The sequence below is a fragment of the Kitasatospora sp. NPDC127116 genome, from assembly GCF_042677365.1.
GTDB classification, from domain to species: domain Bacteria; phylum Actinomycetota; class Actinomycetes; order Streptomycetales; family Streptomycetaceae; genus Kitasatospora; species Kitasatospora lactacystinica.
The window spans coordinates 1-12,995 of the sequence record NZ_JBHXTL010000024.1 but is presented as its reverse complement, the minus strand read 5'-3'; the positions used below and the strand labels follow the sequence as shown (position 1 = coordinate 12,995).

The following is a 12,995-nucleotide window of genomic DNA, read 5'->3' as shown; positions in this document are numbered from 1 at the left end:
CCGCCACCCTCCGGCGCGAACGCCCCCCGACCCGGACGGGCACCCGCGCCGCCCGCGCCCGGGCCCTCGACCCGCACCTGCCGCGGCAGCGGCCCGTATCGGCCCAGGTCTCGATTGTGCGGCGGAACCGACGGCCCGACAGTTCTTCGTCCACGATTCCCCTACCGTGACGCCTGCAACAACCGTCACCACGCAAGAGGGGGCACGCCCATGTCCCGGAGCCGGAAGCTCCACCGCCTCAGCAACCCCGACGCCGACGAACGCCGCGCCCAGCGCGCGCTGTTCCGTCACCTCCGCGACGACACCAACGCCAACCGCGGCCGGATGGCCAGGCGCGTCCGCGAACTCCAACTCCTGCTGGCGATGGACCCGGTCGAGTTCGAGGGCCTCATCGGCCGGCTGATGGAGGCGATGGGCATGAAGGTCGAGCTCACCGCCCGGTCGCGGGACGGCGGCGTGGACGTCCGCGGCATCGACCCGGACCCGTTCCGGGGCGGCAACGTCATCGTGCAGGTGAAGCGGTACCGGGACACGGTGACGCCCTCCGCGGTGCGGGACCTGTACGGCACGCTGCGGCACGACCGGGACGCGACCAAGGCCGTCCTGGTCACCACCAGCAAGTTCGGCCCCAGCTCGCACCAGTTCGTCGCGGGCAAGCCGATCAGCCTGATCAACGGCTCCGAACTGGTCGGGCTGCTCAGGCACCACGGCTTCGACGAGGTGTTCGCGGACGCCCAGGACGGGGCCTCCGCCACGGCCGGCGCCCTGGACGACCTGCCCGCGATCGAGGTGGCCACCGAGCCCTCCCGGCTGCTCCTGCACTGGACCGGGGAGGAGGAGTACGACATCGCCGCGCTGGTCTGCACGGGCAACGCCGCGCTCTCCGACGACCACCTGGTCTTCTACAACAACGGCTCGACGCCCGACGGTTCGGTGCGGCTGGTGACCGGCTACGGCGACGCGAACGCCTGCCTGATGGTCGACTTCGACGCGCTGCCCGCCGAGGTCGACCGGCTGGTCGTCATCGCCGCCGCCGACACCGAGAACCACCCCGGGGCCACCATGGGCGGATTCGCCGGGCCGGCGCTGATCCTGGAGGCGGGCTCCGGGCAGGACGCGGCCGTGGTGCACCTGGCGGACGGCGCGGAGACCAACACCGCGATGCGGCTCGGCCGGTTCGACCGCGATCCCTCCGGGGACTGGGAGTTCACCCCGGCGCTCGCCGGGTACCCGGGCGGGCTGCGCCAGGCCGTGACCGCGTACGGGCTGGAGGTCGTGGACGCGTGACGGCGCGGGGCACCCGGCCGCCACCGGGTGCCCCGCGGTTCGACCCTCGGCGCAACTATCGGCGCAACTCTCAGTGAACGACGGGCAGTTCCAGCACCGACCCCCGGTCGCCGCCCCAGCCGATCCGGTAGCCCGCCTGCCCGTCGGCGGGGAGGAGCTGGAAGGAGTCGGGGTTGGCGGCGGCGACGGTGAGCCTGATCCGGTCGCCGGGCCGGAACAGCACCGAGACGGGCTGGAGGTCGATGGTGACGCGTTGGGCGCGGCCCTGCGGGAAGTCCTCGGCGTCCTCGGCCGCGTAGCTGCGCGGGGTGCGCAGCCGGCGCCAGTCCGGGTTGTCGTCGCGGTCGGCCACTGCCCGCTCGGTCAGGGCCAGTTGGCCTTCCGTCAGATAGGTGACCCGGCCGTCCGGGGAGACGTCCTCCAGGTAGACGTGCAGGGCGCCGCGCGCCGAGCCGGCCAGTCCGGTGACGTCGAGGGTGACCTTGCCGTTGCCGGTGACCCGGGTGTCGGCGGTCAGCGGTGCGGTGGTGTAGCTGAGCAGTTTGGCGTCGACGGCGGCGCGGTCGGGGTAACTGACCTCGTCTCCGCTGAGGTTGGTGTTCCAGCGGTCCAGCGGGCCGGTGCCCGCGGTCGGGTCGAGGCGCAGCAGGTCGGAGCCGCCGCGGCGGTCGTCCGCCAGGCCGCCGAGGGTGCCGCCCGCGCCGAGGGGGAACCGCTGGGTGCGGGTGCCGGGCACCGGCCAGCGGGTGGTGGTGCGCCAGACGCCCTCGTTGAAGGTGTAGTAGTGCACCTGCCGGCGGCCGTCGGGGCGGGCGTTCCCCCGGACGTAGCGGTCGAAGAAGTCGACCACGCGCCGGTCGTTCTCCTCGTGTTCCCGCGCGGTGAGCGGGCGGGCGGGCTGGAACGGGTCGGCGAGCCAGCCGGCGCCGTGGTTCCACGGGCCGATCCAGTCGTCCTGGGTGTTGGACAGGCCGGTGAACTGGGAGAGCACCCCGTTGGCGGTGCCCGCGTCGAGCCAGCCGGCGCGGGTGAGGACGGGCACCCGGCCGGCCTCGACGGCGTCGGTCCGCTCGCCGACGCTGCCGACCGTCCAGCTCTTCGGGCCGTCCCGGTAGTCGCGGTGGACGCCGGCGTGCGCCATCTCGACGAGGTTGGCGTTGTTCGTGTGCTCGGCGCGCGCGGCGGCGAGCAGGGCCGGACCGTCGGGTCCGTCGACCGGCCGGGGCTGGAAGCCGGTGAGGCCGACGTCCGCGCAGAGCCTGCGGGTCTGCTCGTCGGTCTCGCAGGTGGTGCCGCCGGCCCCGTCGAGGATGCGCAGCAGCAGCGCGTACTGGGCGATCCGCGGTTCGATGAGCACGCCGCCGGGGCGCACCAGGTCCTCGTACGGGTCGAAGTCGTAGGAGATGGGGGCGGCGGCGGTGATGTGGTGGTTGCCGAGGGAGGTGGCGAGCATCGCGGTGTCGCCGCCGTAGGAGATGCCGGTGGTGCCGACCCGGCCGTTGGACCAGGGCTGGGCGGCGATCCAGTCGCTGAGCGGGCCGCTGTCGGCGGTCACGTCGGCGCCGAGTTCGGAGGTGAGGGTGCCGAAGGAGGCGCCGGTGCCGCGCAGGTCGGCGGTCACGAAGGCGTAGCCGCGGGCGGTCCACCGCTCGGCCTCGCCGCTGGTGCCGCCGGGTTGGCCGGCCCGGACCCGGGCCCGCCAGTAACGCTGGGTGACCAGGACGGTGGGCAGGTGGGCGCCGGCCCGGGTGCCCTCGGGCAGGTAGACGTCGACGGCGAGGCGGACCCCGTCCGGCATCGCCACGTAGCGCGACCGCAGATGCGGCTCGGCGGGCCCGCCGGCCCCCGCGTCGGGCCCGGCGGCGGCCGCCGGGGCGACCGGGAGTCCGAGTGCGGCGGCAGCCGCGACCAGCGCCGCCAGCGGGCGGCGCGACATCTCCCGCCTCATCGGACGGTCGCCTTCCGGGGGCCTTCCTCCGGGCGTACCTCGGCGCCGTCCGGGACCGTCACCACGGCGGCGTCCCCGACGTCCGCGCTGTGGAAGGGCTGCCGACCTGCCTGAATGCTCATTGCGACGACCTGGCCTCTCTCGTACGAGCGAGTAGCGTGGTCCCGTCCCCCACCGTCGATGGGACCACGCGCGCCCGGCCGTCCACCAGAGCGCCCTACCCTGAGACGACCCCGATGCGGCCCTGACCCTCCCCGGAGTCCTGGACGTGTCCCGAGTCCTGGGCGTGTCCGCCGGCCCGGCCGTCGCCGAAGTCGCGCACCGCCTCGGTGACGATCGCCTCCAGCCGGGCGTGGTGGGCGCCGCGCCAGTAGGCCTGGCCGCAGTCGGCGCACTGGGCGAAGGCGTCGTAGGAGCGCTCGGTGCCGTCCCGCAGCTGCTCGCGCACCGAGGTCTTGGTGGCCGGGTGCAGGGTGCCGTTGCAGGTGGTGCAGCGGCTCCAGGGGGCGAGCGGCGGCGCGAAGCGGGAGAGCACGTCGCGAAGTTGCTCGGCGGGGCGGTGGCTGTAGACGTAGGCGCCGGCCCACAGTTCGCGCCGGCGCAGCAGTCCGCGGTCGCGGGAGAGCATGATCCGCTGTTCGGCGGCCGAGCGGGCGGCCAGGGCGGCGTCGCCGATGTCGGGGTTCTCGTACGCCGCGTCGACGCCGAGCAGGCGCAGCCGCCGGGCGAGGGTGCCGAGGTGGACGTCCAGCAGGAAGCGCGCCGGGCCGGGCACGGTCTGCGGCCTGGCCACGGCCAGGACGGCGATCTCCTCGCCGTCGGCCGGCACGTGGGTGTCGGGCACGGCCCGGCCGTCCACCCGCAGGCCGCCGACCTCGGTGAGCGGGACGCCCAACGACTCGACGACGTGGCCGAGGGTGGAGCTGCCGTCGGTGCGCAGCGCGGTGCGGCCGGCCCGCCGGGGCGCGGAGACGAAGAGGTGCAGCTCGGGGGCGAAGTCGAGCCGGATCTGAGGTCGGTCCACGCGGCCAGCATGCCAGCGGGCGGCGGGCCGGGGCCACCGGGTTTCCGGCCCGCCCCCGGGCCGCTCCCCCGGCCCCGCCGTCGTGGCCTCCCGGCTCGGGCCCGCCGTCGCGGCCTTCCGGATCGGACCCCGGGCCGACCTTCCCGGGTGGGCCGCCACCGCGGCGTTCGCCGTCAGGCCCCCGGCGGCGCGCCCGCGGCCACCGGCGACGGCGGTGGCACCGCGGGGCCGCGGTCCCGTGCCGCCCAGCGGGCGACCGGCCCCATCGCGTACCCCGCCGCGAGGAACACCCCGCCGAGGACCAGCCAGCCGGCCAGGCCCCCGTCCAGCAGCAGCGTCGTGAGCAGCAGCGGCCCGAGGGTGCGGGCGACGGCGACGCCGGTGCCGAAGAAGCCCTGGTACTGGCCGATCCGCCCGGCCGGGGCGAGGTCGAAGGCGATCTGCCAGCTGCCGGCCGACTGCTTCATCTCCCCGGCCACCTGCAGGACGGAGGCGGCGACCAGCAGCGCGCCGACCGCCCAGACCGGCACGTCCAGCGCGGACAGCCCGAAGACGGCGCAGGAGCCGAGCAGCAGCAGCCCGGCGGCGCGGACCGCCCGGGCGGCCGGGTCCAGTCCGGTGATGCCGTGTGCCGCCCGGACCTGGAAGGCCAGCACCGCGAGGGTGTTGAGCACGAACAGCGCCGAGCCGAGCCAGCCGATCCCGGGGGCGCGCGCGGCGATCCAGAGCGGGATGATCAGGCTGAGCAGGGGCATCCGCAGCAGCAGGACGGCGTTGACCGCGGTGACGGCGGCGTACCGGCGGTCGCGCAGCACGGCGAGCCGCGGCCCGGCGTCCGACGGCCCCGCCGGGGCCGGGGCCTCGGGCAGCCGCCGCAGGACCAGCGCGCTGAGCAGGAAGCCGAACACGGTGACAGCGAAGGCCGAAAGGTAGGCGGCGCGGGTGCCGACGCCGAGTGCGATGCCGCCGATCGCCGCGCCAACGGCCAGTCCGCCGTTGAGGGTCGACTGGATGTGGGCGAGCAGGGCGGTGCGCTGCGCGGGCGGCACCAGGGCGGCGACCAGCGCCTGGCGGGCGGCGGTCAGGCCGGACTGCGCGGTGGCGTAGAGGCAGACCGCGAGCAGGAACAGCGGGTAGGAGCGGATCACCAGGAAGGCGGCGACCACGGCCGCCGTGCCGAGTGCGAGCGCCACCGAGGTGCGGCGCGGGCCGCGCCGGTCGGCGAGGTGGCCGAGCGGGACGCCGGCGACGGAGCCGAGTGCCCAGGCGAGGGTGAGGCCGAGCCCGAGGGCGGTCGGCGACATCCCGACGACCCGGGTGAAGTAGAGCGCGGAGCAGGTGTAGTAGGCGCCGTCGCCCACGGCGGCGGCCAACTGGGCGGCCGCGAGGGTCCGCTGGGGCCCGGCGGGCGGCAGGGCGTCCCAACGGGCGGCTCGGTCGGTCGGCATGCTCCTCCTTCTCCGGTGTGCGGTGTCACCCGCCGGACGCATCCGGGCGGTCACCCACACGCGTCCACCTGCGTAAACGTCTTCACGGACCGTCACCCCTGCCCGCGACCGCCGGACGGGCGGCGCGCGGAGCCGATCTCCGCGACCGCCGGTGCCGGCACGCCCCCACTCTAGGGAAAAACCGGCCCAGTGGAACGGTCCAGTGATCAAGGAATTCCCTGGGCCAATCCGTCGCGCCGCCGCACCGCCGACCGACCCCTGAACCCGCGTGCGAGAGGCGCCAGTTGGCGCCTCCGAGCCCTTCCGGGCGAGCTCGCCCCGGCCTCGCCCGCGCCTCCGAAGCGCCGTCCGTACCCGCTCCGAATCCGCTCCGGCCGCCCGCCGCGAAACCGTGACCGGGCAGACCAGGGGCCAACTTTGACCGTGTTGACCCGTCAGTAGCGCCCTTTTATGCTCAACGGCGTTCGCGATCCGGCACCGGGCCGGGGCCACGCCGCCCACCCGTTCCCGTCGCCGTCCCCGGCTCGAAGGGTGGCCCCCCATCAGCACCTCCACCGCCCCCTCGGACTCCCCCAGCCGACCCGGCGGCACCGGCCACCCGCACACCCGCGCCCTCCCCGGCGGCCCGGACACCGCCGCCCCGGACACCCCTACCGCCCCGGACACCGCGGCACCGAACGGGGCCACCCGCCGCCGGCGCTTCCTCACCTACCTGCTGGCCGCGCCCACCCTCACCGTCGCCGCCGGTCCCGGCCCCGACGCCGCCGCGCCCGCCCCCGCACGGGCCGCCGCCCCGACCCCCGTCCCGCGGCCCGCGGCGGCCGCCGTACCCGTCCGGGAGACCGCCCTCCCCCATCAGCTGATCGGCCTGCCCGGCATCCCCGACATCGTCGACCTCGGCGACGCGATGATCATCGCCGGCCTGCCGACCGCGCACCTGCTGGTCCTCGAAGTCACCCCCGCCGGCCGGGCCGCGCTGCACCTGCCCCGGCTGGAGGTCGGCCAGGGCCTCACCACCTCGATCGCCATGATCGTCGCCGAGGAGCTCGACGCCCGCCTCTCCGACGTCGACGTCCCGCTCTGCGACTCCCGCCCCGAGCTGCTCTTCAACCAGCTGACCGGCGGCTCCAACTCGATCCGCTCGCTGTACGACCCGGTGCGCGCCGCGGCCGCCGCCGCCCGCGCCCGGCTGGTGACCGCCGCCGCCAAGCGCTGGAACGTTCCCGCGGCCACCCTGCGCACCGCCGACTCCGCCGTCCTCGCCCCCGACGGCCGCCGCCTCGGCTACGGCGACCTCGCCGCCGAGGCGGCCGAAGTCGCCGTACCCGCCGTCCCGGCCGTCCCCAAGACCGCCGACCAGCTGCGCCTGGTGGGCAGGCCGACCGGCCGGATCGACGCCCGCGACATCGTCACCGGCCGCGCCAAGTACGCCGGGGACCTCCAGATCCCGGGCGCCGTGCCCACCGTGGTCGCCCGGCCGACCACCGTCAACGGCACCCTCAAGTCCCTGGACGCCTCCGCCGCCCGCGCCATGCCCGGGGTGCTCGGCGTGGTGCGGATCCCGACCGGCGTCGCCGTCCTCGCCGAGACCTTCGACCAGGCGCTCAAGGCCCGCGACGCGCTGCGCACCACCTGGAACCCGGGCCCGGTCGCGGGCCTGTCCGACGCCGACGTCCGGTCCCGGCTGCGCGCCGCCCACCTGCCCTCGCTCCCGCCGCCGCTGCTCTCCCACCGGGTGCAGGCGGAGTTCGACTTCGCCTTCGTCAACCACGCCCCGATGGAGGTGCTCACCGCCGTCGCCGACGTCCGGCCGAACCGCGCCGAGCTCTGGTTCGCCTCGCAGAGCCCGATCCTCGCCCAGGGCACCATCGCCGCCGAACTCGGCCTGCCGGAGAACGCCGTCACCGTCCACGTGGTGCGCGGCGGCGGCTCGTTCGGCCGCCGGCTGTTCTTCGACGCCGCCCTGGAGGCCGCCCAGGTCTCCAAGGCCGCCGGCCGCCCGGTCAAGCTGATGTGGACCCGCAACGACGACATGCGCCACGGCCGGGTGCGCCCGGCCAGCCACCACGTCGTCCGGGCCACCTACGGCCTCGGCCAGGTGTTCAGCTGGGAGCACCACGTGGCCGGCGTCCGGACCGACCTCGGGCACGGCCTCGGCGACATGCTCACCGCCGCCGGCTACAACCTCCCGCTGGCCGGGCTCACCGCCTCCGAACTGTTCTTCCTGCTCACCGAGAAGATCCCGTACGACGTCGGAGTGCCCACCCAGCTGCTCGCCGAGGTACCGCTGGAGCTGAACACCGGAAGCTGGCGCTCGGTCTACTCGGGCACCGTCCGGGTCACCGACGAGATCATGATGGACGAACTCGCCCGCCGGATGGGCCAGGACGAGCTGGGCTTCCGCCGCGACCGGATGCGCAGCGCCGCCGGGCGGGCGGTGCTGGACGAACTCGCCAAGCGCGGCAACTGGGGCCGCCCGATGCCTCCCGGCCAGGCCCAGGGCATCGGCTACCACGACGAGCACAGCGCCAGCGCCGGGTACCTGGTCGAGCTGGACGCCACCGACCGCGCCAACCCCCGGGTGACCAAGGCCGTCGTCGTCGCCGACGTCGGCCGGGTGATCAACCCCAGGGGCCTGGAGGCCCAACTGACCGGCGCGCTGGTCGACGGCATCTCGGTGATCCTGCAGGCCGGCAACCACCTGGACAACGGGGCCTTCCGGGAAGGAAGTTACGGCGACTTCCACTACGCCCGGCAGCGGCACACCCCGCCGGTGGTCGAGGTCCACCTGATGCCGCCGAGCGGACCGCCCGGCGGCGCGGGCGAACTGGGCGTCCCGGCCGCCTCGGCCGCCGTCGCCAACGCCTACGCCCGCGCGACCGGCACCAGCCCCCGCTCCTTCCCGATCGCCTTCTGACCACCGGCACCATCCGACCACCTGCTGAGGAATCCCGACTCCCCATGCCCACCCACACCTTCGTCCTCAACGGGCGGCCCGTCAGCGTCGAGGCCCCGGACGACATGCCGCTGCTCTGGGTCCTGCGCGACAAGCTCGGCGTCACCGGCCCCAAGTACGGCTGCGGGGTGGGCGTCTGCCGCGCCTGCACCAGCCACCTGGACGGCGAGGAGTTCCAGCCCTGCACCCGGTCCGTCAAGGACTGCGAGGGCCACACCGTCACCACCATCGAGGGCCTGGCCGACGGCGAGGTCCTCCACCCCGTCCAGGAGGCCTGGCTCGCCTGCGACGTCGCCCAGTGCGGCTTCTGCCAGCCCGGTCAGATCATGACCGCCGTCGCCCTGCTGCGCCGCACCCCGAACCCGACGGACGCGGACATCGACCGGATCCAGAACGTCTGCCGCTGCGGCACCTACCCGCGGATCCGCGAGGCGATCAAGCAGGCCGCCGCGCGGCAGGCCGCCAAGCCCTGAGCCGCCCGAGTCGGCTTGAACCGCCCTCGGCCGCCCTGGGCCGCCCTGGACCGCCCTGGGCCGCCCTGGGCCGATCGGCATCCCGCGGCCCCTGGCCCGGCCGGCCCGGAGCACCTAGGCTTGCCGGACCCAGTCGCCGAGCCGGCAAGGATGACGCATGATCAGGCGCCGTTCACTGCTCGCCCTCGCGGGCCTGGGCGGGTCCGCCGCCCTGCTGCCCGCCGGGCCCGCCCTCGCCGCCCCGCCGCGGACCGTCGACCTGCCCGCCCCGCCGCGCACCGTCGACCTGCCCGCGCCCACCGTCGGCCGGCCGGTCGGCACCACGAGCCTGCACCTGGTGGACCACGACCGACCCGACCCGTTCGCACCCGCCCCCGGCCCGCGCGAGCTGATGGTGCAGTTCTGGTACCCGGCGCGCGGCACCGCCGGCCGGCCCCGCGCGCCCTACACCACCCCCCGGGTCGCGGCCGCGATCGAGCGGATCCTGCCGCTGGACCCGGGCACCCTCGACCTGGTCCGCCCCACCGCCCGCGCCGACGCACCCGCCCACCCGGGCCCGCTCCCCCTGCTGCTGCTCGGCCACGGCCGCACGGGCGGACGCAGCAACTGCACCGCGCTGGCCGAGGAGTTGGCCGCGCACGGCTACCTCGTCGCGGCCGTCGACCACACCTACGACGCCGCCGCCGTCGAGTTCCCGGACGGCCGGCTGGTGCGCAGCGTCCTGCCGGAGGACCCGCCGGACTGGGACGCCGCCGAGCGCAAGGAGATCGCCGCGCGGGTCGGCGACCTGCGCTTCGTCACCGATGAACTGACCGACGGCCGACTGCCGTTCCGGATCGACGAGGAGCGGATCGGCGTGCTCGGCCACTCCATGGGCGGAGCCGCGGCCGCCGAGGCACTGCGCCTGGACCCGCGCTTCCGCATCGGCCTCGACCTCGACGGCGGCCTGTTCGGCTCCCCTGTCCCGGAGCTCGGGCTGGACCGGCCGTTCCTGCTGCTCACCTCGATCGACGACCACGGCACCTGGCAGCGCTGGCGCGAGCACCACCACGCCTGGGGACGCCAACTGCGCACCCTGGGCGCGGGCCACCTCACTTTCACCGACCTGCCGCACGCCGCCGTCCCCGGCAACCTCCCGGCCCACCTGCCCCCCGAGGTCTACGCCACCCTGCTCGGCACCATCGCCCCCGCCCGCGCCACGGCGCTCACCCGCACCTACGTCCGGGCCTTCGCCGACCACTTCCTCCGCGGCCGCCCCGCCCCGCTCCTCGACGCCCCGTCCCCGCGCCACCCGGAGATCGAGTTCCGCTGGAGCCACCCGTAGGAGCCGCCGGCGCCGGGGCGCGGCCCGGGGTGCGGCGCCGGGGTGCGCGCCTCCCCGCGGCCGGGGGTCCGGAGGCAGGCTCTGCCTAACTCGTCGGGCCCGCCGCCGGGTCGCGGCCGAAGAAGGCGGCGAGCCGGTCGTACGCCGGGGCGTCGTCGGGGACGGCGACGGCGGGGCCGAAGGCGTGCCGCTCCTCCTCCGCGCCGCGGTACTCGGGCTTGAGCGCACCGCCGGCCCAGGCGAGCGCGGCGAGCGCGACCTCGTGGTCCAGGCCCTCGGTGGACTGGCCGGTGGCGTGGGCCAGGTCCCAGCCGTGGACGGCGAATTCGGCGGTCTGCTGGTCGACCGGGAAGCGGGCCGGCAGGGCGCCGAAGCCGGGGAGCTCCAGGGTGCCGCCGAGGTCGCCGGCCGCGCGCCAGGCGTCGACCAGTTCCTCCGCCCCGGCCTCGAAGGCGTGCAGCCAGTCCTCCTCGACCCGTTCGAAGGGCTGCGACCAGTCCGGCTGCCCGCCCTTCGCCCGTACGGTGAACTGCCGCAGGTCGTGCAGGAGGTGGCTGATCAGGTCGCCGACGTCCCAGGAGCGGCAGGGCGTCGGGTGGCCGGCCAGCTCGACGCCGGTGCCGTCGATCAGCCCGGCGGTCTGCGCGAGGGCCCGGGCGAGCAGCCCGATCGGGTCTTCCGCTGCGGTCATGGCACACCTCTCGGTACGGGGTCCCGGTACGGGAGCACGGGTCGTGCCGGGCGATCGTAAGCGCGGGCGCCGACAACCGCCCGGCACGACACCGTGCCCGCCGGGCCCCGCGCGTCAGGCGGCGAAGCCGCCGTCCACCGCCAGCTCGGCGCCGCTGACGTACCGGCCGTCCTCGCCCACCAGGTAGGCGACGGCGGCGGCGACGTCCGCGCCGGTGCCGAAGCGGCCGAGCGCGGTGAGCCCGCTCTGGAACTCCGCCGACGGGCCGTCGGCCGGGTTCATGTCGGTGTCGATCGGCCCCGGGTGGACCAGGTTGGCGGTGATCCCGCGCGGCCCGAGCTCCCGGGCCAGCGCCTTGGTCAGGCCGATCAGCGCGGCCTTGCTGGTCGCGTACAGCGTGGCGCCGGGGAAGGCGACGCGCTGGGCGATGCAGCTGCCGACGGTGACGATCCGTCCGCCCTCGGCCAGGTGCGCGGAGGCCGCCCGGGCGTAGAGGAAGGGTGCCCGGACGTTCACCTCCAGCACCCGGTCGACGTCCGCCAGGGTGAGGTCGCCGATCGGGCCGAGGACGCCGACCCCCGCGTTGTTCACCAGGACGTCCAGCTTCCCGAACCGCTCGACGACGGCCTCGACCACGCCCTCCACCGCCTGCGGGTCGGCGCTGTCCGCCCGTACGGCCCAGCCGGTCCGCCCCATCGCGGTGATCTTCGCGGCGATCTCCTCGGCCCGCTCCGCACCGCCCTGGTAGGTCACCACCACGTCGGCGCCGTCCTCGGCCAGCCGCAGGGCGACCGCCGCCCCGATCCCCCGGCTGCCGCCGGTCACCAGGGCCACCTTGCCGTCGAGCACCATCGCACCGTTCATCGTCATATCTCCAGAACTCCTCGTTCCGATCTCGGACATGACTCGATCCTGGTCCGGCGGGCTTCAAACCTCCGGCGGTATTCGGACGTTGCGTTCAAGATTCAACAATGCCGTGCGGCGCCCCCGCACCCCGGCGCACACCCATTAGTGGTAGTACGACCCGACCGCCGGCTGACCCGTCCAGTTGGGCCCGGCCGCCGGGTCGGCTCCGGCGTAGGCGAAGGGCAGCGCGACCTCCCGCCCGCCGTCCAGGAGCAGCAGGCGCCGGCGCGCCCGGTACTCGAAGCCGGCCGACCGCAGCGCCGCCACCACCGCGCGGGCCGCGCCGGAGCCGTCCGGGCGGCGCACCGACTCCGGGTCGAAGTGCGCGGCGAACCGGCCGTCCGGGGTCAGCCAGGACGCGGCGCGGGTGATCGCGCCGAGCTGGTCGCCGAGGTAGTGCAGCCCGTGCACACAGGTGATCAGGTCGTAGGACCGCTCCGGCTCCCAGTCCGCCACCGCCGCCGTGACCAGGCGCAGGTGCGGCAGCTCCGCCAGGTCCGGCGGCGGGGCCGGCGGGCCGACCAGGTCCACACCGGTCAGCTCCACGACCGCCCCCGGGGTCCGGCTCCGGGCCGCCGCCAGCAGCGCCCGGCCCTCGCCGCTGCACAGGTCCAGCCACCCCGGCGTCGCACCCCCGTGCTCCGCCAGCCAGGCGAGCGGGTCGAAGCCGAGCTCGCGGGCGTAGCTGTTCACCCCGCTGAGCCCGCGCTCGCGGTTCATCGTGCTGTTGGCCACCACCGGGGAGGCGGTGAGCTCACTGTCGTCGATCAGTCGGACCATCGGCCGACCCTACCGGCGAGGGGCGCGACGGCCGACCGCACGCGGAGGACGGGGCCCCGCAAGGGCCTGCCGGGGCCCACCAGGGCCCGCAGCGGCCCGTAACGGGCCGTTGACGGCCCGCGAACGCACCGGAACCGGCCGGAGCGGCCGCCCCGTCC

General features: G+C 75.7%; 11 protein-coding genes. 4 read left to right on the top strand and 7 right to left on the bottom strand.

Annotation, left to right across the window (positions count from 1 at the left end):
• The first annotated feature begins 210 nt into the window (after positions 1 to 210).
• Positions 211 to 1,287 (top strand): restriction endonuclease, encoded by a 1,077-nt coding sequence (locus ACFVHV_RS12645; protein ID WP_380351086.1) that lies wholly within the window; start codon positions 211 to 213, stop codon positions 1,285 to 1,287.
• A 70-nt stretch (positions 1,288 to 1,357) separates the two neighbouring features.
• Here the strand turns inward: ACFVHV_RS12645 and ACFVHV_RS12640 are convergent, their stop codons facing one another.
• The 4 genes from ACFVHV_RS12640 to ACFVHV_RS12625 form a co-directional block, all read right to left on the bottom strand.
• On the bottom strand, positions 1,358 to 3,223 hold the full coding sequence (locus ACFVHV_RS12640; RefSeq protein WP_380351084.1) for a CocE/NonD family hydrolase: 1,866 nt from the start codon (positions 3,221 to 3,223) through the stop codon (positions 1,358 to 1,360).
• Between the two features lie 8 nt (positions 3,224 to 3,231).
• Complete coding sequence (locus ACFVHV_RS12635; protein WP_359900237.1) at positions 3,232 to 3,357, bottom strand: hypothetical protein; 126 nt, start codon at positions 3,355 to 3,357, stop codon at positions 3,232 to 3,234.
• Between the two features lie 95 nt (positions 3,358 to 3,452).
• Positions 3,453 to 4,259 (bottom strand): Mut7-C RNAse domain-containing protein, encoded by an 807-nt coding sequence (locus ACFVHV_RS12630; RefSeq protein WP_380351082.1) that lies wholly within the window; start codon positions 4,257 to 4,259, stop codon positions 3,453 to 3,455.
• A gap of 173 nt (positions 4,260 to 4,432) precedes the next feature.
• Positions 4,433 to 5,707: an MFS transporter gene (locus tag ACFVHV_RS12625; protein WP_380351080.1), complete on the bottom strand. Its 1,275-nt coding sequence runs from the start codon at positions 5,705 to 5,707 to the stop codon at positions 4,433 to 4,435.
• Between the two features lie 907 nt (positions 5,708 to 6,614).
• Here ACFVHV_RS12625 and ACFVHV_RS12620 point away from each other — a divergent pair.
• From ACFVHV_RS12620 to ACFVHV_RS12610, 3 genes are all read left to right on the top strand, one after another.
• Positions 6,615 to 8,624, top strand: a complete 2,010-nt coding sequence (locus tag ACFVHV_RS12620) for a molybdopterin cofactor-binding domain-containing protein (RefSeq protein WP_380351078.1) — start codon at positions 6,615 to 6,617, stop codon at positions 8,622 to 8,624.
• Between the two features lie 44 nt (positions 8,625 to 8,668).
• On the top strand, positions 8,669 to 9,136 hold the full coding sequence (locus ACFVHV_RS12615) for a (2Fe-2S)-binding protein (protein WP_359900229.1): 468 nt from the start codon (positions 8,669 to 8,671) through the stop codon (positions 9,134 to 9,136).
• A 157-nt stretch (positions 9,137 to 9,293) separates the two neighbouring features.
• Positions 9,294 to 10,460, top strand: a complete 1,167-nt coding sequence (locus ACFVHV_RS12610) for an alpha/beta hydrolase (protein WP_380351076.1) — start codon at positions 9,294 to 9,296, stop codon at positions 10,458 to 10,460.
• 85 nt (positions 10,461 to 10,545) lie between these two features.
• On the opposite strand, the gene ACFVHV_RS12605 is transcribed toward ACFVHV_RS12610, so the two are convergent.
• The 3 genes from ACFVHV_RS12605 to ACFVHV_RS12595 form a co-directional block, all read right to left on the bottom strand.
• The gene (locus tag ACFVHV_RS12605) at positions 10,546 to 11,151 is read right to left on the bottom strand and encodes a TIGR03086 family metal-binding protein (RefSeq protein ID WP_359900225.1); all 606 of its coding nucleotides are present in this window, start codon (positions 11,149 to 11,151) and stop codon (positions 10,546 to 10,548) included.
• A 114-nt stretch (positions 11,152 to 11,265) separates the two neighbouring features.
• Complete coding sequence (locus ACFVHV_RS12600) at positions 11,266 to 12,021, bottom strand: SDR family NAD(P)-dependent oxidoreductase (protein ID WP_380351074.1); 756 nt, start codon at positions 12,019 to 12,021, stop codon at positions 11,266 to 11,268.
• Between the two features lie 138 nt (positions 12,022 to 12,159).
• The gene (locus tag ACFVHV_RS12595) at positions 12,160 to 12,837 is read right to left on the bottom strand and encodes a class I SAM-dependent methyltransferase (RefSeq protein ID WP_359900223.1); all 678 of its coding nucleotides are present in this window, start codon (positions 12,835 to 12,837) and stop codon (positions 12,160 to 12,162) included.
• Positions 12,838 to 12,995 lie beyond the last annotated feature (158 nt).